The organism is Niallia sp. FSL R7-0271 (assembly GCF_038005785.1).
In the GTDB taxonomy this organism is placed as follows: Bacteria; Bacillota; Bacilli; order Bacillales; family Cytobacillaceae; genus Niallia.
On the sequence record NZ_JBBOTZ010000001.1, the window covers coordinates 351,684 to 375,144 of the forward strand.

Here is a 23,461-nt window from a genome sequence, read left to right on the forward strand (position 1 = left end):
AGCTGGCGGATATGGCCAGCTCTTTGTTGTTTTTATTTCAATGTATTTAATGTATTTAAATCATGGTGCAATGATTCTGACGGTACTTTAGTTATTGGCACATTCCCTTTTGCGACAGGCTCTTTCACATAGACGAAGTCTCCTGTGCCATCAGGGGCGCTTCCAGTTGCCCATAAGCCGTCAGATGACTCGGATCCTTCAGAGAGGTTCCAGAATTCATAAGCTTCAGGCTGTGATTCCTTCTCTGCTTCTGGCGGGAAGCTTGCTGGTACAACGACACCGTTTTTGCTTTCCAATTCCTCAATTGCTGCAAGCCATTGATATTGGTGATATCTGTCGCGAGCAAGCATTTTTCTAAATGTAGCGCGGACACCCTCATCCTTTGTCATATGGTACAGTCTTGCAACTTGCAGGCGGCCTTGACTTTCTGCATGCAGGTTAGAGCGCATATCTGCAAGTAAGTTTCCGCTTGCTACGATATAAGAACCATTCCACGGCACTCCATTAGAGTTAGTTGGAAGACCTCCTAATCCGCTCACAAGCAGATGCTGCGGATTGACTCCACCCATGATGGCAGCAATCGTCGGATCTTTAGCTGCTTCTGCCTGATCATCTGGTGATGCACCATCTAGAAGTTGGCTTATAAGGGAACATAACATTTCTACATGCCCGATTTCCTCTGTACCAATGTCCATCAGCATGTCCTTGTATTTTTCTTCCCCGCGGCAGTTAAAACCTTGAAAAAGATATTGCATCATAACAGTCATTTCTCCGAATTGTCCACCAAGAACCTCTTGAATTTGGCGGGCCAGCATTGGATCTGGCTTGTCCACTTTTACTTCAAATTGTAATTCTTTCTGATGACGAAACACATATATCTCCTCCTTTTGGTTTTGCAGTTACGCTTATGAAGTACCCCTGCTAAATTAGAGATAAACACAGTGCTAAAAATTGCCAAAAAAAATGAGCCTTCAAGGCTCATCATTTATTAATGGATTCTTCCTGGTTATTTGTTTTGTGAGTTTCTTCCATAACTTGTTTTTCGTTCTTATCTTTTTCATATTCCTTACGGATTTTTCCGCATGTTATACACTCGCCGCTATAATAATAGCTGTATTTATGGTACTTGCGGATTGAACAAATTATCGATCCAAAAAGCATATGTAACACAACTCCTTTACATATAAATTGTACAATAAAGAGAATGAAGCGAAGATTAAATAAAAGTGACACAACAAGTCAGATAGGTGACAAAAACCGTCTTTGATTACCGAATGAAAACATTATGACGATGAACATTAAAGGTTTGTTATAAAAGAAATAACGATGTAATATCTACTCTTTGCATCCTTCATAAATTTCTTTTCCCTTCTTGGTTAATACTAATAATCCTGTTAAAAAGACGCCTTAGGAGGGGGAAGATGAAAAGACTAAAAAATCTGCATAAATCAGATTTAAAGATACCGTTTATCTATTTACTCATTTCTGCATGCTGGGTTATGTTTTCATCTTATCTACTCCCCTATTTCACTGGCGATTTGCGAAATTTGGCATCCTATGAAATGCTGAAAGGCTGGATTTTCATCTGTGTTACAAGTACTATTCTTTTCCTTCTAATAAGAAGGGAAAGACTGAAGGATGAACAATCGAATAAAAGAATTTCAGAAGCTGAATTTAAATTTCGAACATTAGTAGAGGAGTCTTTGTTAGGAATTTATATCCTTCGTGAAGGAAGATTTGCGTATGTCAATTCTACTTTGCTTGCATTAAGCGGCTATCACAGTAAAGAGCTGCTTTGCATGCATTTTTCAGACTTGATTTTGCCACTTCATGAAGGGGAAGAAGTCGGTCTTTACAACAATAGAGCTGAACTTCAGCTTCAGAAAAAGGATGGCACGCTGTTGGATGTAGTGGTTCTTTCTCACAAATTAAGTGTGATACATAATGATGCACCTGCCATTATGGGTTCTATTCTAGATAATACGGAGAAGCGTAAATACCAGCGGAAATTGGAGAGACTGGCATTCTACGATCCATTAACAAACCTAGCCAACCGCCGCCTGCTTAGCAATTCAATGAATGAGGCAATGAATAAAGCAAGAACAACAAATGAGAAGCTTGCGCTTTTATTTATAGATTTAGATCATTTTAAAGGTATCAATGACAGCATTGGGCACGATATGGGGGACAAGGTGTTAAAGGAGCTCGCAGATAGAATTGTTGGTTGTATCCCGAAAAGCGGACTTGTTTCCCGATATGGAGGAGATGAGTTTACTGTTATGCTTCCGGGACTTCAGTCTGCTAAGGAAGCGGAAAGGATTGCCAAAGATTTAATTTCCCTTTTTAACGAGCCGCTTCATATTGAAAATCAGAAGTTCTATATTACATTAAGCATTGGTATATCTATTTTTCCCGATCATGGAAAAGAGTTAGAAACTCTCGAAAAGAATGCGGATATTGCGATGTATTTTGCGAAAGAAAAGGGGCGTAATAATTCACAGTTGTTTACAAAAAGCATGAAGGTGTTTATGGTTGAGCGGCTTCACCTCCAGCATGAACTTAGAAAAGCAACAGAAGATATGGATAATCATTTCTTTCTTGTGTATCAGCCGAAAATTGATGTGTTCTTAAATAAGGTAATTGGAGTGGAAGCATTGCTGCGCTGGAATCATCCTGTGTCTGGTCTAATATCTCCTAGTCGCTTTATTCCTGTTGCAGAGGAAATGGGGACAATAGGTGCTATAAGCAATTGGGTCATTAATAAAGCTTGCAGACAATTAAAATACTGGAATGAACAAGGAATCAGCCTGACCATTTGCATCAATATATCACCTTTATTATTTCAGCAGGCTGATTTTGTAGACAACATTCTTGAGCCAATTTCCCAAGCAGGAGTAAAACCAAGCCATATCCAGTTAGAGATTACCGAAAGTGTGCTCACTAATTATCTTGATGAGGCGATAGACAAACTGAAATTGCTGAAGAGGAATGGACTTACAATTGCTATTGATGATTTTGGCACAGGATATTCCTCCTTGAGTGTACTAAGAAAAATGCCGATTGACCGATTGAAAATTGATCAATCCTTTATTAGAGATCTGCAGAAGGAACAGGATATTGTTGCGTTGATTATATCGATGGCGCATAAGCTTTCCATGCATGTAACGGCAGAAGGTGTGGAGACGGTGGAGCAATGCAGGCTTCTCCGAGATTTAAATTGCAGAGAGATGCAAGGCTACTTATTCAGTAAACCAATTACAGCAGTAGAAATGGAAGAATACTTAAAGAAGCGGCCGATTGCTGCTTCCATACAAGAAAGGCTCTGACAAAGTTGGAGCCTTTTGTTTTTGGAAAGAAGGAATCAGTTGCTTTTCTCGCGAATGGATACGGAAAAAGGGAACTTTTTGTTATTTTTGTACGTATATAGGCAGGTTAGAAAATTCCAAATAATAACGAACTCATGTACAATAAAAATAATACAATGGCACTGGACACAAGGGTGAATTAGTTGCTAAGGAGGAATAGTAATGGGCGTAATGCTTAGCAAAGGACAGAAGGTGGACTTAACGAAAACCTATCCAGGTTTGAGCACTGTAATAGTAGGGTTAGGATGGGATATCAATCATACAGGTGCTGATTATGATCTTGATGCTTCCGCATTTTTACTTGGGGGCAACAGCAAGGTTCTCAGCGACCAAGATTTTATTTTTTACAATAATCCGAGCGGAGCGGGCGGCTCTGTTATGTACAGCGGAGATAACAGGACAGGAGCAGGGCATCTTGACGACGAACAAATAAGAATTGACTTAAACAGGGTACCTCCGTCCATTCAGCGAATTGCCTTTTCTATTACCATACATAATGCATATGAAAAAGGGCAGAATTTTGGCCATATATCTAATGCATATGTTCGTGTGTTTAATGAAGGAAACCAAACAGAGTTAATTCGCTTTAATCTTGGCAGAGATTACACCGTGGAAACAGCAATTGTGGCTGCGGAGCTTTATCGCCATAACGGGGAGTGGAAGTTCAATGCAATCGGAAGCGGCTTCCAAGGAGGACTTGGTGCTTTATGCAGGAACTTTGGTGTAACGGTCGATGACGAACCAGCACCGCAAAATAGCTTTAATGCCCAGCCGCATAGCTTTGCTCCACCTGTGCAAAACCAGCCATACTACGAGAACTCGAACACCTATGCAAATACATACCCATCTAGCAGTGCTGGAACATATCCTCCTGTCAATCAGCCATCCTATGGACAAGCACCTTTTCATGGCGGCAATCAGCAGCAAGGCTTTGGCCAAAGCCAAACAGGGTATGGCGGTGACCATATTGCTTGCCCGAGGTGTAACAGCACAAATGTAAGAACAGGAGAGAAGGGCTTCGGATTGGGGAAAGCAGCTATCGGCGGCTTAATTCTTGGCCCAATCGGCCTATTAGGCGGATTTATTGGCAAAAATCAATTGAAATTTACATGCAACAGCTGCAGAAACACCTGGTCACCTTCTAGTACAGATTATGCGGAGTGGGGAAGACAGCAAAAGCAGAGAGCAAAGGAGCTGTTCATGCGCTTTAAAAGTCCGGATGTTCTTGATGCTGTTGTTGCCTCCTGTGCCCTTGTCAGCATGGCAGATGGCAGGCTGGACCCTGCCGAAGAACGGAAGATGATAGAGTTTATCCATCAGAGTGAAGAACTGCGAGTATTTGATACAAACAAAGTGCAGCAGCAATTTAATCATTTTGTAAGAAGAATGGAATATGACCAAATAATTGGACGCGCTGAAGCTTTTAGAGCTATTGGGAAAGTTCGTTCCAAGCCGGAGGTTGCGCGGCTTGTGGCACGGTATTGTATATCTATCGGTTATGCAGACGGAAACTTCGACCAAAGAGAAAAGCAAACAGTTGCAGAAATCTGTCAGGAGCTTGGGCTTAATCCGAATGAATTTCTTTCATAACAAAAATAGATAAAGGCAGAAGGATGGCTTGTTTTAAGCTTTCCTTCCGCGGCAATTTTTACAGGTACTTTTATATAGGAGGAGAAGCATGACAATCACACAAGAAGCTAATGGCAAAGTGAACAGAATAATTGAAAATATAGAGAAGGTAATGATTGGCAAGCGGGAAGTGGCAGAGCTAAGTTTGATTGCTCTGTTGGCACAAGGTCATGTGCTCCTCGAAGATGTTCCAGGCGTAGGAAAGACAATGATGGTTCGTTCATTGGCTAAATCGGTCGGCGCAAATTTCCGCAGAATTCAATTTACTCCAGATTTGCTTCCATCTGACGTAACTGGTGTGTCTATCTATAATCCAAAGGAAATGGAGTTTCAGTTTCTTCCTGGACCAATACTTGGCAATATAATTCTCGCAGATGAGATTAACAGAACTTCCCCTAAAACCCAATCCGCATTATTAGAGGCAATGGAAGAAAGCAGTGTCACCATAGATGGTGTGACACATAAGCTGAATAATCCCTTTTTTGTTATGGCCACTCAAAACCCGATTGAATATGAAGGGACATATCCTTTGCCAGAGGCTCAGCTGGACAGATTTCTTTTGAAGATGAAAATGGGTTATCCAACACATGAAGAGGAGATGGAGGTACTGACAAGAGTCCAAACGTCAGCTCCTATTGAAGAATTGGAAAGTGTTGTTTCATTAGAAGAGCTGCTTATGCTGCAGGCAGAAGTGAAGAAGGTTTATGTTGATGCTACGATTAAGAAGTACATTGTCGATCTTGCAACAGAATCGAGAGCGCATCGCAATGTTTATTTAGGTGTCAGTCCCCGTGGATCAATTGCCTTGATGAGAGCTGTTCAAAGTTATGCATTTGTTCAAGGCAGAGATTATGTTATTCCTGATGATGTTCAATATCTTGCCAAGGCTGTATTTTCCCATAGAATTATCTTAAAGTCAGAGGCTAAGTTTGACGGTATCTCTGCAGAGGATATAATGGGCGAGATTCTGGCAGCTGTTCAAGTTCCTGTCAGAAGGCTAGGTACGTGATGAACAGGATACTTAGAAGATTGCTTCGCATCTGGAAGTTACTTGTTTTGTTTCTGTTGGCAGGTGCAGCTTTTGCGTATGCAATGTTTCAAGGTGGGTTTGTCAGCTGGTTTTTGTTTTACAGCTTTTTGCCATTTGCCATATACGGAGCTTTGCTTGCTATGTATCCGTTAAAGGCTTGGAAAGCAGTAAGGAAAATTACGAAGCATGAATACACTGCGATGGAGAAAATGACAGTGGAGTTGGAGCTGACAAGATCGTCCGTGTTTCCCCTTTTTTACTTGGTGGTAGAGGATGTGTTCAGCGCCAGCTTGAAAGAGCAGGCTTCAGGAAAAGTATTAGTCTTTCCTGGTTTTAAAAGGCGAATTGTTCTTTCTTATCATATAGATGCCGTACCAAGAGGAGAGCATCTGTTTACAGAGGTAGCTGTTAAAACAGGTGATCCGCTTGGCTTAATGGAAAAGGAATTAAAGCTTGCTTTGCCAGACCAGATTATTGTTTATCCAGTATATGAGGAGCTTTCCTACAAACCGTTTATGACACATTATGATCAAGGGGCGACAGTATCGAAGGAACGGGTCCAACGTGATACAACGATGGCAGTCGGTATTCGAGAATATCAGACTGGTGACAGATTTTCGTGGATTAACTGGAAGGCGAGTGCTAAAAGGGATTCCTTTATGACTAAGGAATTCGAACAGAAACAGTCACATGACATTTTAGTTGTACTTGACTGTGAAAAAAGCGAAAAATTCGAGACGCTTGTTTCGTTTACTGCTTCTTTAATTAGAGGGATTATTCGTAAAGGCGCACAAGCAGGTTTGCTTACGGTCGAAAAGGAGCGGACAACCTTTCCGATAAGAGGCGGGGAAGGCCAGCGCAGTCTTCTATTCCATCACCTAGCTAAGTGTGAGGATGCATCTCCGCTTTCCTTGGCAAATGTGCTTGATAATGAAATGTCCTTATTGCAGCAGCAAGCCACCTTGTTAATCACTACAACAAACTTGACGAAGCAGCTTGTTGAAAAGACAAGCTATCTCGCTAATAAACGCTATCAGGTAGCTGTTTTTCTTGTGAAGGAGGCAAATGAGAGCTTGACTCAGGAAGAAAGAAGTTTAAAAGCTGCGGCTTCTTCGAGGGGAATTATGGTTATACCTGTGTCTAAGGGAAGATTCAAGGATGCATTTTTGGAGGTGGCAACTAGTTGAGATTTATAGGAATTCATACGGCTATTTCTAATTTTTTGCTGTATGTGCTAGGTTTTTTTCTTATATGGGAATGGCTGCGGCCGATGGAGCAACTAACTAATACAGGGAATGTTGTCGTGTTTATCCTGTTTTTGCTTCTCTCACTTGTTATGGCCTATCTGCGTTTTCATCCTACTTTAAGCGGTATTATTAAAATTGGCTATATTCTATTTGTTTTACAATATTTGTACTATGGAAATTCCTTTTTTACATTCAACTGGATTGGTGCCTTTACAACAGAAGTAATGGATAATTTTGCGATTTTATTTGATACGAATTGGCCTGAGTTAACCAATATGTTCAAAAGTCTGCTTTTCTTTATTTTGCTTTGGTTAATGTCATATCTTATTGATTACTGGCTGATTAAACGCAGAAGAATATTTACCTTCTTTCTATTAACGATGGTTTATATAACGGTTCTTGATACATTTACTCCATATGATGCATCAATAGCAATCATAAGGACAACTATCATAGGCTTTACAGCAATGGGCATGCTGACCTTCTATCGGATGAAGGATAAGGAAAATATAACTGACCGAAGATTCTTAGCATTAAAGTGGATGGCTCCATTGCTTTTCTTTGTTTTTGCTAGTGCGGCAATAGCATATGCAGCGCCGAAAGCAAATCCAATCTGGCCAGATCCTGTGCCGTTTATCCAGACAATTGGTGACAATGGTGGTGAAGGCGAAGGTAATGGCAACGGACCCCATCGAGTAGGCTACAGTGTTGATGATTCAAGGCTTGGCGGAGACTTTGAGCCGGATGATACATTAATGTTTCAGACTGAAGTTGAATCCTCTCATTATTGGAAGGTAGAGACGAAGGATACGTATACAGGTAAGGGCTGGGTTCAATCGGAAGAAGCAGTCACAATGAATGGACAAGACTTTCAGAGATTAGAAGGAGCTGGTGATATCCCGTTCGTATCTTTTGAGGAAGGCGACAGTGTAAAGACAGAAGCACAGGAAAGTACGGTTAACTTTGCACAGCCTTTTGATTATCTCTTATATCCTTTAGGAGTGACAGAAGCAGCTTCAAGTATGGATACGACGATGATTGTAGAAACAGGAAGTGAACGGATTTCCTTCGATTTTCCAACAGATTCCTATAGTGTGAGTTATGAAAAGCCTGAATACAGTTTAAGTACATTGACGAGTGCTGACATGAGCGGCTATTTAAGAGAAAATCCGGAGATAGCAGCAAGATATACGCAGCTACCGCAAAATTTGCCGCAGAGAGTCTTTGATTTAGCAGCTGAAATCACGAAGGATGAGGATAATGTTTTTGCAAAGGCAAGAGCAATTGAAAACTACTTTTCCGGAAATGGTTTTGTATACAGCCAAAGCGATGTGGCCATACCAGCAGATGATGAAGATTATGTCGATCAGTTTCTTTTTGAAACAAAAATAGGTTATTGTGATAATTATTCAACTTCAATGGTTGTGATGCTGCGATCTCTCGGCATTCCTGCAAGATGGGTTAAAGGATTTACTGAAGGTGATCTCATCAAACAGGAAAACAATAGAAGCCATTATGAAGTAACCAATAACAATGCTCATTCCTGGGTAGAAGCATATTTTCCTGGAGCTGGCTGGGTAACCTTTGAACCGACACAAGGATTCTCCAATGAAAATACGTATGTGAATGATGTTCGAAACGAAGCGGACACAAACACAGAAGAAAATGAACAAACCGAGCAGGAAGCACAACAGCAGCGGGAAGAGCAACAAGTACCAGAAGAAGAGACAGTAGCATCAGATCAGTCTGAAGAGAAATCATTCGGAAAGTGGTGGAATACAATTGCAAACTTTGCTGCTGAAAGATGGCAGTGGCTGGTTGGCGGAGCTGTTCTAATCATAGCCATGAGCTGGATACTGTTCTGGAAGAGACATAAGTGGCTGCCTATATTTTATATATGGAAATACAAGCGCGGGAAAAAAGGCAATGACTTTGAAAAAGCCTATTTAACCTTGCTCAAAATGCTCAAGCTCTCAGGTTGGGGCAAACAAGACAACATGACATTGCGGGAATATGCCAAATACATTGACCATGTTTTAAAAACGAATGAAATGGCTGTTTTGACTGCCAAATATGAGGAGCTCTTGTATAAAGGGAATAGTCAGGACAATAATTGGACGGAATGGAAGGAAATGTGGGAAAGGCTGATTAGAAAGACAGCAGCTTGACCTGTTGAAAGGAATTCAACACATTTTTATTGTGGTGTTGGATTCCTTTTTTTATAGCATTTATCAGATTAGAATGATAAAAGGATCTGCCAAATAGAGGAAGTTATTAAATGAAAGCAAGCTACAAAAGTATGAATAGAATGACTTGGTGAATTGTGCGAAAATTTAATCAAAACAACAACACCTTGACCAGCAATTCGACATGTTGTTACAATGTTCTAAACTAATAAATTTCCTTCATATATCCTCGATGATATGGTTCGAGAGTCTCTACCGGGTCACCTTAAAGGATCCGACTATGAAGGCAGATGGGTCTTATTTTTATATGGTGTGTGTAAACCATTGTAATAGTAAAAGACTAGAATTCTGCCTTCGTTTTTATTTGAGGCCGAATTCTAGTCTTTTTTATATGAAGAAATACCTTTTTTGCTGCTATAAAATAGTCTTTTTCAATGTTTTTTGCTATGGCTTTTCGTTTTATAGCATGAATAAGCAAAAATGTGAAAAAATAGTAACAATGAGCTTTTTAATAGATTAATGAGGTGAATAACATGGGGAAAACAAGCATTCAAGACCAACAAATGATTGTCGTTCTTGATTTCGGCAGTCAGTACAATCAATTAATCACAAGAAGAATTAGGGAATTTGGCGTTTATAGTGAGCTTCACCCACATACAATTACAGCAGAAGAAATCAAAGCGCTAAATCCAGCGGGGATTATCTTCTCTGGCGGACCTAACAGTGTTTATGATGAGAATGCATTCGGCTGCGACGAGCGAATCTTTGATTTAGGGCTGCCAATCTTCGGTATTTGCTACGGCATGCAGCTGATGACAAAGCATTTCGGCGGTAAAGTTGAAAAAGCGAAGCACCGTGAATATGGAAAAGCTGAAATTAAAATCGAAAACAGCACAAAGCTTTTCTCTGATCTGCCAAGTGAGCAAATCGTGTGGATGAGCCACGGAGATCTTGTAGTCGAGCAGCCTGAAGGATTTACAGTAGACGCAATTAATCCTTCTTGCCCAATTGCTTCTATGAGCAACGAGGAAAAAGGTCTTTATGCTGTTCAATTCCATCCTGAAGTGCGCCATTCCGTATACGGAAATGAACTGTTGAAAAACTTTGTTTTCGGTGTATGTGGATGTAAAGGCGACTGGTCAATGGAAAACTTCATTGAAATCGAAATGGAGAAAATCCGTCAAACAGTTGGAGACAGAAAAGTTCTTTGCGCACTTAGCGGCGGGGTAGACTCCTCTGTTGTTGCTGTTCTTATCCATAAAGCAATCGGCGATCAGTTGACATGTATCTTCGTTGACCATGGTCTATTGCGTAAAGGCGAAGCAGAAAGTGTTATGAAGACTTTCACAGAAGGCTTCCATATGAACGTAATCAAAGTGGATGCTAAAGAACGTTTCATGTCTAAATTGGAAGGTGTCAGCGATCCAGAGAAAAAACGTAAAATTATCGGTAACGAGTTCATCTACGTATTTGATGATGAAGCAAGCAAGCTTGAAGGAATTGACTTCCTTGCACAAGGAACGCTTTACACAGATATTATCGAAAGTGGTACAGCAACTGCACAAACGATTAAGTCCCACCACAATGTTGGCGGACTGCCAGAAGATATGCAGTTCGAACTAATCGAGCCATTAAATACATTGTTCAAGGATGAAGTAAGAGCATTAGGTACAGAGCTAGGAATAGCTGATGAAATCGTTTGGAGACAACCATTCCCAGGACCGGGTCTTGGTATCCGTGTATTGGGCGCAATCAGCGAAGATAAGCTGGAAATCGTTCGTGAGTCTGACTACATCCTGCGTGAAGAAATTAAAAAAGCAGGCTTAGACCGTGATATCTGGCAATACTTCACAGTTCTGCCTGACATCCGCAGTGTTGGTGTAATGGGTGATGCGCGCACATACGATTACACAATCGGAATCCGTGCAGTTACATCTATCGATGGTATGACATCTGACTGGGCACGTATTCCATGGGAAGTGCTTGAAGTTATTTCAACAAGAATTGTTAACGAAGTGGATCATGTTAACCGCGTCGTTTATGATATTACAAGTAAGCCACCTGCTACTATTGAGTGGGAATAATAAAGGTTGCCTAAGGGAACGGTCCCTTAGGTAATTTGGTATAATAATTTCCAAATTAATCTAATAGAAATATCCAAACACGAACATTAAGGGGTAAAAAGTAAGCGAACGTTTACAAAAAAATATCCTCTTAATGTTCGTTTTTTGTATTGACGAAAAGAAAACATGCTGATAAACTAAATTTGCAACTAAAGAAATACTCGTATAATTATGGGGGATATGGCCCAAAAGTTTCTACCGAGCTACCGTAAATAGCTTGACTACGAGGTTGTGTATATAAAGGGATACGTATTAGAACTTTTATTCTTTATTATCTAATCCCTGCTATATTTCACAAACCCTAGTCAACGCTCCTACGATAATGGAGTGTTTTTTTGTTCTTATTGAATTGGAACATGAAAGGGGAAAAAAGAATGAAAAAGTTTTTCAAATTTGAGGAACTGGGAACGAATTACCGTAAAGAGTTTGTTGGTGGTTTTACAACGTTCCTAGCAATGGCATATATATTGGCGGTTAACCCATTTACATTAACACTAGGCGATGTAGCAGACTTGCCGGATGCGCTTCGTATGGATTACGGTGCAGTGTTTGTGGCAACGGCATTAGCTGCAGCAGTTGGATCTCTTATCATGGGATTGTTTGCTAATTATCCAATTGCACTTGCACCAGGTTTGGGTTTAAATGCGTTTTTTGCATATACAGTTGTTTTAACACAAGGTGAGCCATGGGAATACGCTTTGGCAGCAGTATTTATTTCAAGTTTCTTCTTCCTGCTGTTGACGATTACCGGTCTTCGTGAAAAGTTAATAAATGCAATACCAGTTGAGTTAAAGCTTGCAGTTGGAGCGGGAATAGGTTTATTCATTACATTCATCGGCTTGCAAAATGCTGAAATCATCGTCGACAATCCTGCAACATTAGTTCATATCGGTGATTTGTCAAAGCCTAGCACACTGCTGGCAATCTTCGGGATTTTCGTAACAATCATTTTAATGGTTAAAAAAATTCATGGCGGCGTATTCTACGGAATGATAATTACAGCTGTGGTCGGAATGATTTTTGGTGTTATTAATACGCCATCAGGTGTTGTATCAGCAGTGCCAAGTATAGAGCCGACTTTCGGTAAATTGTTCTCCGCTTTCGGAGACGGCGCATTCTATACACAAAGCATGCTTGTTGTTATTCTTACATTCTTATTCGTAGATTTCTTTGATAATGCTGGAACATTGGTTGCTGTAGCGAACCAAGCAGGATTAATGAAAGACAATAAATTGCCAAGAGCAGGTAAAGCATTGTTTGCAGATTCTATTGCTTCAATGGTAGGTTCTATCTTCGGAACTTCAACAACGACTTCTTTCGTTGAATCATCTGCTGGTGTTGCAGCAGGAGCTCGCTCAGGTTTTGCATCAGTTGTAACAGCAGGATTTTTCTTGCTTTCCCTGTTCTTCTTCCCGCTATTGGAAGTAGTTACATCTGCTGTTACTACACCGGCGCTAGTTGTTGTCGGAATATTGATGGTATCGTCTCTAGGGAAAATTGATTGGACTAAGTTTGAAATTGCAGTGCCTTCTTTCTTGGTAATCGTGTCAATGCCTTTAACATACAGTATTGCAACAGGTATTGCTGTTGGATTCATTTTCTACCCGATTACAATGCTGTTAAGCGGCCGCAGAAAAGAAATCAATCCAATCATGTATATTTTCTTTGCCATCTTTGCACTATACTTTGTTTTCCTTCAATAAGGAATAAGATTTTAAAGGCTGCTATTTTTAGCAGCCTTTTGTTATTTTTTCGTTGACTTACAAGTTCGACTTTAATAACATTAAATTACCTAGAAGTCTGTCGAAGTGAGGAAAAAATCATGCCAAATTTACTAGTGAAAAAAGCGCTTAATAATAATGTGCTTATTGGTGAGCATCCTTCATATGGAGAAGTTGTGCTAATTGGAAAAGGAATAGGGTTTAACAGAAAGAATGGTGACTCTATTGACGCGGATGTAGTTGAGAAACTTTTTGTTCTTCGCAATGAAAAAGAACAAATAAACTACCTGAAACTCCTTCCTCAAGTAGACAACGATTTGCTAGATGTTATTATTTCTTCTATAGAGCTTATTAAAAGCAAAACAAATGCGATGCTCAATGAGCATATTCATGTTGCGTTAACAGATCACATCATGTTTGCGGCTTCGAGATTATCAAATGGGCTTGTGCTTAATAATCCCTTTTTGATCGAAACGAAGGCTCTATATCCTTTTGAATATAAGATTGCTGAGGATGTAGTAAAGCTAATTAGTGAACAGACAAAAATTAATTTGCCTGTAGGTGAAATCGGTTTCATTGCTCTTCATATCCACAGCGCAATGATGAATAGAAATCTTTCTGAGGTTAACCAGCATTCTCAATTAGTGACACATCTTGTCAATTTAATTGAAGAACAGCTGGAAATCGAAATTGATAAAGACAGCATTGATTATATGAGACTAGTGCGTCATCTTCGTTTTACGATTGAAAGAGTTCATAATGGGGAAAAAGTGGATGAGCCAGAAAAAATAACTTCCCTATTGAAAGATGAATATCCGCTGTGCTATAATCTCTCATGGAAGCTCATTAAAGTGATGCAACAATCATTAAAGAAACCTGTATTTGATGCGGAAGCTGTGTATTTAACAATGCATCTTCAGCGACTTCAAAAAAAGGTTAAATAGTTATTATCTTATAAACGTGTTACTGATTCGATCAGGCATGAGTGAAAAAGATGATTGAACGGAGTTATTTAGGGCAATATATCCCTGAACAGCTTTTTTCAGTTACTTTTTACTCATGCCTTTTTGTTTTGCCTTTTGATAACGCTTTATGGGCTAGAAGAATTTTTTTAATAAAGTAGGAGGAAAAACGAATGTTTAAAAAGATTTTCGGTGTTTTGCAAAAAGTCGGAAAAGCACTTATGCTTCCGGTTGCATTATTGCCAGCTGCTGGTATTTTGCTTGCGCTAGGTAATGCGCTTCACAATGAAGCATTGCTAGATCTTGCTCCATTCTTAGATAATAGTGGAGTATCGATGGTAGCGTCCGTAATGGAAAACGCGGGTAATATCGTATTCAGCAACTTGCCGCTGTTGTTTGCAGTTGGTGTTGCAGTAGGTTTATCTGGCGGTGAGGGTGTTGCAGGTCTTGCTGCAATTATTGGTTACTTAATTATGAACGTAACAATGGGTACTGTTAAAGGCTATACAGCTGAATCTGTTAACGGTATCGATATTGCTAACGTACTTGGTATTCCAACGCTTCAAACAGGGGTGTTCGGCGGTATTATCGTAGGTATACTTGCTTCTATGCTTTATAACAAGTTCTATGAAATAGAATTGCCATCATATTTAGGGTTCTTTGCTGGAAAGCGTTTTGTGCCGATTATTACGGCAGGAAGTGCTGTTATCTTAGGTTTGTTAATGGTATTAATCTGGCCTCCAATCCAAACTGGTCTAAATGCATTCTCTCAAAACATGGTTAATGCAAACTTGACTATTTCAGCATTGATTTTTGGTATCATTGAACGTTCATTGATTCCATTCGGATTGCACCATATCTTCTACTCTCCATTCTGGTATGAGTTTGGACAATACACTACTGCTGCTGGTGATGTAGTACGTGGTGACCAACGTATCTTCATGGCTGAAATTAAAGATGGTGTACAAAACTTGACTGCTGGTACATTCATGACAGGTAAATTCCCGTTCATGATGTTCGGATTGCCAGCTGCAGCTCTTGCTATTTATCATGAGGCACGTCCAGAAAGAAAAGCAGTTGTTGGTGGTTTGATGGCTTCTGCTGCATTAACTTCTTTCTTAACAGGTATTACTGAGCCTTTAGAATTCTCATTCTTATTCGTAGCACCAGTTCTATTCGGTATCCACGCAGTATTTGCAGGTCTATCATTTATGACAATGCAACTGTTGGATGTTAAGGTTGGTATGACTTTCTCTGGTGGTTTAATTGACTATATTCTATTTGGATTAATTAACCCACAAACAAATGCTTGGATTATCATTCCGGTTGGTTTAGTGTTCGCTGTTATTTATTACTTTGGTTTCCGTTTCGCAATCCGCAAGTTTAACTTGAAAACTCCAGGACGTGAAGATGAAACTGAAGAAGAAGAAACTGCAGGCGGCACTACTAGCGACCTTCCATATGAAGTACTAGAAGCAATGGGTGGACAAGAAAATATCGCTCACCTTGATGCATGTATCACAAGACTTCGTGTGTCAGTTAATGACATTAAAGATGTTGATAAAGATCGTTTGAAAAAGCTTGGTGCTGCTGGGGTACTTGAAGTCGGCAATAACATTCAAGCAATATTCGGTCCTCGTTCTGAAACAATTAAAGGTCAAATGAGAGATATTATGAGCGGTAAAAGACCGCGTCCAGCTGCAAATGCTTCAATGGATAAAGAAGTGAAGCAGCAAATTGAAGAGGTAAATCCAAATGCTCTTAAAGGTGATGTTGACGGTGACGATTCACTTGTATCACCAATTAAAGGTCAGTTGGTGCCAATTACAGAAGTTCCAGATCCAGTGTTCGCTGGTAAAATGATGGGTGATGGCTTTGCAATCATTCCATCTGAAGGTACTGTTGTATCTCCTGTTGACGGGAAAATTGTAAACTTGTTCCCGACAAAACACGCAATTGGTATTATGGCAGATTCAGGCCGTGAAATCTTAATCCACTTCGGTATCGATACAGTGAAACTGAAAGGGGAAGGATTCGAAACTCTAGTAGGGGAAAATGACGAAGTTAAAAAAGGTCAGCCTCTATTGAAAGTAGACCTGGACTTCATTAAAGAAAATGCAACATCAACAACAACGCCAATTATCTTCACTAATTTAGCTGAAGGTGAATCTGTACAGATTAATAAACCAGGCAATGTTGATTTGAATGAAGAAGATATTATTTCTATCGTGAAATAAACTTTTTGAGAACCCGGCTGTTATTGCTGGGTTCTTTTTTATATATATAATAGAAGAAAGTGTTTTATTAATGATTTTTTTTAAAAGTTATGTTGACTATTGGGTTAGATGGTGATATTATATGAAAACAGCGTCTTTGAGGAACATCTTGTAAAAAAATAAGCTGTTGACTTTGAAGAAAAATGCTGGTATTATTTAAAAAGTCACTTCTAACAGTGATTTAAAATTGCTCTTTGAAAACTGAACAAACAAAACGTCAACAATAATCGTTTTTATAACTTGCGTTATAAAGATGAAAACAAAGTAACAAAAAGCTAGAGTTTAGCAAATGAGCTAATCTTACTCTTTATCGGAGAGTTTGATCCTGGCTCAGGACGAACGCTGGCGGCGTGCCTAATACATGCAAGTCGAGCGGACTTAAAAAGCTTGCTTTTTAAGTTAGCGGCGGACGGGTGAGTAACACGTGGGCAACCTGCCTGTAAGACTGGGATAACTTCGGGAAACCGGAGCTAATACCGGATAATCCTTTTCTACTCATGTAGAAAAGCTGAAAGACGGTTTACGCTGTCACTTACAGATGGGCCCGCGGCGCATTAGCTAGTTGGTGAGGTAACGGCTCACCAAGGCGACGATGCGTAGCCGACCTGAGAGGGTGATCGGCCACACTGGGACTGAGACACGGCCCAGACTCCTACGGGAGGCAGCAGTAGGGAATCTTCCGCAATGGACGAAAGTCTGACGGAGCAACGCCGCGTGAGTGATGAAGGTTTTCGGATCGTAAAACTCTGTTGTTAGGGAAGAACAAGTACGAGAGTAACTGCTCGTACCTTGACGGTACCTAACCAGAAAGCCACGGCTAACTACGTGCCAGCAGCCGCGGTAATACGTAGGTGGCAAGCGTTGTCCGGAATTATTGGGCGTAAAGCGCGCGCAGGCGGTCCTTTAAGTCTGATGTGAAAGCCCACGGCTCAACCGTGGAGGGTCATTGGAAACTGGGGGACTTGAGTGCAGAAGAGAAGAGTGGAATTCCACGTGTAGCGGTGAAATGCGTAGAGATGTGGAGGAACACCAGTGGCGAAGGCGACTCTTTGGTCTGTAACTGACGCTGAGGCGCGAAAGCGTGGGGAGCAAACAGGATTAGATACCCTGGTAGTCCACGCCGTAAACGATGAGTGCTAAGTGTTAGAGGGTTTCCGCCCTTTAGTGCTGCAGCAAACGCATTAAGCACTCCGCCTGGGGAGTACGGCCGCAAGGCTGAAACTCAAAGGAATTGACGGGGGCCCGCACAAGCGGTGGAGCATGTGGTTTAATTCGAAGCAACGCGAAGAACCTTACCAGGTCTTGACATCTCCTGACAATCCTAGAGATAGGACGTTCCCCTTCGGGGGACAGGATGACAGGTGGTGCATGGTTGTCGTCAGCTCGTGTCGTGAGATGTTGGGTTAAGTCCCGCAACGAGCGCAACCCTTGATCTTAGTTGCCAGCATTTAGTTGGGCACTCTAAGGTGACTGCCGGTGACAAACCGGAGGAAGGTGGGGATGACGTCAAATCATCATGCCCCTTATGACCTGGGCTACACACGTGCTACAATGGATGGTACAAAGGGCAGCAAAACCGCGAGGTCGAGCCAATCCCATAAAACCATTCTCAGTTCGGATTGTAGGCTGCAACTCGCCTACATGAAGCTGGAATCGCTAGTAATCGCGGATCAGCATGCCGCGGTGAATACGTTCCCGGGCCTTGTACACACCGCCCGTCACACCACGAGAGTTTGTAACACCCGAAGTCGGTGGGGTAACCTTTTAGGAGCCAGCCGCCTAAGGTGGGATAGATGATTGGGGTGAAGTCGTAACAAGGTAGCCGTATCGGAAGGTGCGGCTGGATCACCTCCTTTCTAAGGAAAAATGGAATTCGTTCCATTCACAGATTGTTGATGATTTTGTTGTTCAGTTTTGAGGGAGCAATTCCTCAAAACATCAGGGTAATGATTAACATCATTAGCCGAATTTGTTCCTTGAAAACTAGATTATGAATAGTAAGAACCAAGAAAGAAACCGAGTAATCGCCATCTTAGATTCTCTATTATTAGTAGAATTTTAGGGTAAAGAGAAACGAGCAGGTCGAGGAAGCGACTAAACGAGCACCGGAGCGTACGACAGTACGTGAGGAGCGGAGTGAGGGAGCTGACGAAGAGATGCGAAGTTTATCTTTAGCCGAATAAGTTAAGTTAGAAAGGGCGCACGGTGGATGCCTTGGCACTAGGAGCCGATGAAGGACGGTACTAACACCGATATGCTTCGGGGAGCTGTAAGTAAGCTTTGATCCGGAGATTTCCGAATGGGGGAACCCACTATCCGTAATGGGATAGTATCGTTACTTGAATACATAGAGTAACAGAAGGCAGACCCGGGGAACTGAAACATCTAAGTACCCGGAGGAAGAGAAAGCAAACGCGATTCCCTGAGTAGCGGCGAGCGAAACGGGATTAGCCCAAACCAAGAGGCTTGCCTCTTGGGGTTGTAGGACACTCTACATGGAGTTACAAAGGAACGGGGTAGATGAATAGGTCTGGAAAGGCCAGTCATAGAAGGTAAAAACCCTGTAGTCGAAACTTCGTTCCCTCCTGAGTGGATCCTGAGTACGGCGGGACACGTGAAATCCCGTCGGAAGCAGGGAGGACCATCTCCCAAGGCTAAATACTCCCTAGTGACCGATAGTGAACCAGTACCGTGAGGGAAAGGTGAAAAGCACCCCGGAAGGGGAGTGAAATAGATCCTGAAACCGTGTGCCTACAAGTAGTTAGAGCCCATTAATGGGTGATAGCGTGCCTTTTGTAGAATGAACCGGCGAGTTACGATTACATGCGAGGTTAAGTTGAAGAGACGGAGCCGCAGCGAAAGCGAGTCTGAATAGGGCGTAATAGTATGTGGTCGTAGACCCGAAACCAGGTGATCTACCCATGTCCAGGGTGAAGTCCAGGTAACACTGGATGGAGGCCCGAACCCACGCACGTTGAAAAGTGCGGGGATGAGGTGTGGGTAGCGGAGAAATTCCAATCGAACTTGGAGATAGCTGGTTCTCTCCGAAATAGCTTTAGGGCTAGCCTCAAGGTAAGAGTATTGGAGGTAGAGCACTGTTTGGACTAGGGGCCCCCATCGGGTTACCGAATTCAGACAAACTCCGAATGCCAAATACTTATCCTTGGGAGTCAGACTGCGAGTGATAAGATCCGTAGTCAAGAGGGAAACAGCCCAGACCACCAGCTAAGGTCCCAAAGTATACGTTAAGTGGAAAAGGATGTGGAGTTGCTTAGACAACCAGGATGTTGGCTTAGAAGCAGCCACCATTTAAAGAGTGCGTAATAGCTCACTGGTCGAGTGACTCTGCGCCGAAAATGTACCGGGGCTAAACGTATCACCGAAGCTGTGGATTGACATCTAGTGATGTCAGTGGTAGGAGAGCGTTCTAAGGGCGTTGAAGCTAGACCGTAAGGACTGGTGGAGCGCTTAGAAGTGAGAATGCCGGTATGAGTAGCGAAAGATGAGTGAGAATCTCATCCACCGAATGCCTAAGGTTTCCTGAGGAAGGCTCGTCCACTCAGGGTTAGTCGGGACCTAAGCCGAGGCTGAAGAGCGTAGGCGATGGACAACAGGTTGATATTCCTGTACCACCTTATGAATCGTTTGAGCGATGGGGGGACGCAGGAGGATAGGGTAAGCGTGCTGTTGGATTAGCACGTCCAAGCAGTTAGGCTGGTAATGAGGCAAATCCCATTACCGTGAAGGCGGAGCTGTGACGGCGAGGGAAATATAGTACCGAAGTTCCTGATTCCACACTGCCAAGAAAAGCCTCTAGCGAGATTCAAGGTGCCCGTACCGCAAACCGACACAGGTAGGCGAGGAGAGAATCCTAAGGTGAGCGAGAGAACTCTCGTTAAGGAACTCGGCAAAATGACCCCGTAACTTCGGGAGAAGGGGTGCTCTTTTGGGTGCAAGCCCGAGAGAGCCGCAGTGAATAGGCCCAGGCGACTGTTTAGCAAAAACACAGGTCTCTGCGAAGCCGTAAGGCGAAGTATAGGGGCTGACACCTGCCCGGTGCTGGAAGGTTAAGAGGAGGGGTTAGCGTTCGCGCGAAGCTCTGAATTGAAGCCCCAGTAAACGGCGGCCGTAACTATAACGGTCCTAAGGTAGCGAAATTCCTTGTCGGGTAAGTTCCGACCCGCACGAAAGGTGTAACGATCTGGGCACTGTCTCAACGAGAGACTCGGTGAAATTATAGTACCTGTGAAGATGCAGGTTACCCGCGACAGGACGGAAAGACCCCGTGGAGCTTTACTGTAGCCTGATATTGAATTTTGGTACAGCTTGTACAGGATAGGTAGGAGCCTTGGAAGCCGGAGCGCCAGCTTCGGTGGAGGCATTGGTGGGATACTACCCTGGCTGTATTGACATTCTAACCCGCACCCCTTATCGGGGTGGGAGACAGTGTCAGGTGGGCAGTTTGACTGGGGCGGTCGCCTCCTAAAAAGTAACGGAGGCGCCCAAAGGTTCCCTCAGAATGGTTGGAAATCATTCGTAGAGTGTAAAGGCACAAGGGAGCTTGACTGCGAGACCTACAAGTCGAGCAGGGACGAAAGTCGGGCTTAGTGATCCGGTGGTTCCGCATGGAAGGGCCATCGCTCAACGGATAAAAGCTACCCCGGGGATAACAGGCTTATCTCCCCCAAGAGTCCACATCGACGGGGAGGTTTGGCACCTCGATGTCGGCTCATCGCATCCTGGGGCTGTAGTCGGTCCCAAGGGTTGGGCTGTTCGCCCATTAAAGCGGTACGCGAGCTGGGTTCAGAACGTCGTGAGACAGTTCGGTCCCTATCCGTCGTGGGCGTAGGAAATTTGAGAGGAGCTGTCCTTAGTACGAGAGGACCGGGATGGACGCACCGCTGGTGTACCAGTTGTCTTGCCAAAGGCATAGCTGGGTAGCTATGTGCGGAAGGGATAAGTGCTGAAAGCATCTAAGCATGAAGCCCCCCTCAAGATGAGATTTCCCATAGCGTAAGCTAGTAAGATCCCTGAAAGATGATCAGGTTGATAGGTTTGAGGTGGAAGCGTGGTGACACGTGGAGCTGACAAATACTAATAGATCGAGGACTTAACTAAAACGAAAAGCTAAAAGAACAGCTTAAATCGATAGGATGTTGGAGCGCGCGAGAAGCAGTCGCAAGACTGTGCACGAGTGAGTGAAACAGCCGTACGATTTGGCTTCTGCAGCTGGACATAAATGATTACTCATTCTTTCTTCTTACAACATAATCTAGTTTTGAGGGAATAACTCTCAAAATACAAATAGTCTGGTGGCGATAGCGAGAAGGTCACACCCGTTCCCATACCGAACACGGAAGTTAAGCTTCTCAGCGCCGATGGTAGTTGGGGGCTCTCCCCCTGTGAGAGTAGGACGTCGCCAGGCACCTTAAAAAAGAGACAGCAGTCATTTTGACTGCTGTCTCTTTTTTTATTTTGTTTCTTTCAAGTATCGGTTCCTTTGTAATTTGTTTAAAGAAAACGCTTGCAAGATATTAGAAACTAGTTTATCATTTCCCTATCGAAACGTTTCGATAAATCAGATTAGGAGGAATCAATGATGGGCTTGAAAAAGAAGTGGTTTATTTTCGGCATTACAGCTTTACTGGCACTTGGTTTAATGGCAGGTTGTTCACAGAAAAGCAGTTCAAGTGATTCTGATGTATTAACAGTCTGGGGTATGGGAGATGAGGTAAAGCAGCTTCCAAAAATGGCAGAGGAATTTACGAAGGAAACTGGGATTGAGGTTAAAATACAGTCGATTCCGTGGGCGAGTGCTCATGATAAGCTGTTAACGGCAGTCGCCTCTAAAAAAGGACCGGATGTACTGCAAATGGGCACAACATGGATGCCTGAGTTTCAGGCAGCGGGAGCTCTTGCTGATATGGGGGAATACTTGGATAAATATCCGAATTTAAAACCAGACAACTTCTTTGAAGGTTCTGTTGAAACAACTCTTTTCGATAATAAATATTATGGTATTCCTTGGGCTGCGGAAACCCGTGTCCTTTTCTACCGTACGGATATTCTTGAATCCGTTGGATATAAAAAAGCACCACAGACTTGGGAAGAGCTTAAGAATGCTGCTAAAAAGTTATCTGAACGCGGTGAAAACATGTACGGACTTAATGTAGATGCAAAGGAACAAACCTTGGCATTTATGTTTGCAAGACAGAATGGATCTGCTTTGTTGTCTGAAGGGAAACCAGAGTTTAATGAACAAGCGTTTAAAGACGCAGTTTCTTATTTAAATGATTTTATTCAAAAGGGTTATGCTCCAAAGCAGGAGTTAGGTATGGATGTCTCCCAAACATTTTCAGGTGATGCCATTGTTCCGATGTTTATAAGTGGGCCATGGATGGTCAAGGCAGTGAACGATACAGTTGAAGGTATTGAGGGGAAATGGGCAACCGCGGTTCTTCCAACTGGCGCGGATAATAATCTGTCTAGTTTGGGCGGTTCGAATCTGACCATTTTTGAACACTCCAGTAAAAAGGATGAAGCAGCTCAGTTTATTGATTTCATGATGAAAAAGGAAAATCAGCTGAAATGGCTGGGACTGACTAATGCTATGCCAACAGTGAAATCAGCCTGGGAGGATGATAGATTAGCAAAAGATCCATTATATGAAGTTTTCGGTCAACAAATGGAGGCTTCCCGCTCGATGCCTTTAATACCTGAGTTTGAGGAAATCGCCCAAAATTACTTAAAGCATTTTGAACAAATCTATTTAGGTGGAAATAATGTTGAGAAGGAAATGGAAGCCTTTAATAGAGAGACAGAGGAATTGTTAAATAAGTAATAGATGAGTGAGGGTAGCTTAAACGGGAAGTTTACTCAGCAAGCATTTATTAGCAGCAGTTTAACATACCCTCCTTCATTT

The 23,461-nt window shown here is 42.3% G+C and carries 12 protein-coding genes, 3 rRNA genes and 2 riboswitches; of the genes, 13 read left to right on the forward strand and 2 right to left on the reverse strand.

The features are described 5' to 3' along the window. Positions 1–32 precede the first annotated feature (32 nt). On the reverse strand, positions 33–872 hold the full coding sequence (locus tag MKX82_RS01920; protein WP_233318980.1) for a manganese catalase family protein: 840 nt from the start codon (positions 870–872) through the stop codon (positions 33–35). 109 nt (positions 873–981) lie between these two features. Beyond that, a complete protein-coding gene (locus MKX82_RS01925; RefSeq protein ID WP_233318978.1) occupies positions 982–1,161 on the reverse strand; it encodes a hypothetical protein in 180 nt (59 codons plus the stop codon). 260 nt (positions 1,162–1,421) lie between these two features. Between MKX82_RS01925 and MKX82_RS01930 the strand changes: the two genes are divergently transcribed. The 13 genes from MKX82_RS01930 to MKX82_RS01990 all read left to right on the forward strand — a co-directional run bounded on the left by MKX82_RS01930 (position 1,422) and on the right by MKX82_RS01990 (position 23,380). Then, positions 1,422–3,326 carry a putative bifunctional diguanylate cyclase/phosphodiesterase gene (locus tag MKX82_RS01930; RefSeq protein ID WP_341074703.1) on the forward strand — a complete coding sequence of 635 codons (1,905 nt, stop codon included), beginning with the start codon at positions 1,422–1,424 and terminating at the stop codon, positions 3,324–3,326. Between the two features lie 201 nt (positions 3,327–3,527). Continuing rightward, entirely contained in the window at positions 3,528–4,955 is a 1,428-nt protein-coding gene (locus MKX82_RS01935; protein WP_233318974.1) for a TerD family protein, read from the forward strand. 88 nt (positions 4,956–5,043) lie between these two features. Beyond that, positions 5,044–6,003, forward strand: a complete 960-nt coding sequence (locus MKX82_RS01940) for an AAA family ATPase (protein ID WP_341074707.1) — start codon at positions 5,044–5,046, stop codon at positions 6,001–6,003. Continuing rightward, positions 6,003–7,211 carry a DUF58 domain-containing protein gene (locus MKX82_RS01945; RefSeq protein ID WP_341079351.1) on the forward strand — a complete coding sequence of 403 codons (1,209 nt, stop codon included), beginning with the start codon at positions 6,003–6,005 and terminating at the stop codon, positions 7,209–7,211. The genes MKX82_RS01940 and MKX82_RS01945 overlap by 1 nt, the downstream gene beginning before the upstream one ends. Next, the gene (locus MKX82_RS01950; RefSeq protein WP_341074708.1) at positions 7,208–9,439 is read left to right on the forward strand and encodes a transglutaminase-like domain-containing protein; all 2,232 of its coding nucleotides are present in this window, start codon (positions 7,208–7,210) and stop codon (positions 9,437–9,439) included. The genes MKX82_RS01945 and MKX82_RS01950 overlap by 4 nt, the downstream gene beginning before the upstream one ends. A 217-nt stretch (positions 9,440–9,656) precedes the next feature. Further along, positions 9,657–9,758: riboswitch (purine riboswitch) on the forward strand. 232 nt (positions 9,759–9,990) lie between these two features. Then, a complete protein-coding gene (guaA, locus tag MKX82_RS01955) occupies positions 9,991–11,541 on the forward strand; it encodes a glutamine-hydrolyzing GMP synthase (protein ID WP_233318968.1) in 1,551 nt (516 codons plus the stop codon). Between the two features lie 180 nt (positions 11,542–11,721). Next, positions 11,722–11,824: riboswitch (purine riboswitch) on the forward strand. Between the two features lie 130 nt (positions 11,825–11,954). Next, positions 11,955–13,283 carry an NCS2 family permease gene (locus MKX82_RS01960; RefSeq protein WP_233318967.1) on the forward strand — a complete coding sequence of 443 codons (1,329 nt, stop codon included), beginning with the start codon at positions 11,955–11,957 and terminating at the stop codon, positions 13,281–13,283. A 119-nt stretch (positions 13,284–13,402) separates the two neighbouring features. Then, complete coding sequence (glcT, locus tag MKX82_RS01965) at positions 13,403–14,245, forward strand: glucose PTS transporter transcription antiterminator GlcT (RefSeq protein ID WP_233318965.1); 843 nt, start codon at positions 13,403–13,405, stop codon at positions 14,243–14,245. 191 nt (positions 14,246–14,436) lie between these two features. Continuing rightward, positions 14,437–16,500: a glucose-specific PTS transporter subunit IIBC gene (gene ptsG / locus MKX82_RS01970; protein ID WP_341074715.1), complete on the forward strand. Its 2,064-nt coding sequence runs from the start codon at positions 14,437–14,439 to the stop codon at positions 16,498–16,500. A gap of 346 nt (positions 16,501–16,846) precedes the next feature. Continuing rightward, positions 16,847–18,395 (forward strand): 16S ribosomal RNA (locus tag MKX82_RS01975). Positions 18,396–18,721: 326 nt separating this feature from the next. Next, positions 18,722–21,657 (forward strand): 23S ribosomal RNA (locus MKX82_RS01980). A gap of 190 nt (positions 21,658–21,847) precedes the next feature. Continuing rightward, positions 21,848–21,964, forward strand: a 5S ribosomal RNA gene (gene rrf / locus MKX82_RS01985). The 16S, 23S and 5S rRNA genes sit together here, the layout of an rRNA operon. A gap of 180 nt (positions 21,965–22,144) precedes the next feature. Further along, positions 22,145–23,380 carry a sugar ABC transporter substrate-binding protein gene (locus MKX82_RS01990; RefSeq protein WP_341079352.1) on the forward strand — a complete coding sequence of 412 codons (1,236 nt, stop codon included), beginning with the start codon at positions 22,145–22,147 and terminating at the stop codon, positions 23,378–23,380. Positions 23,381–23,461 lie beyond the last annotated feature (81 nt).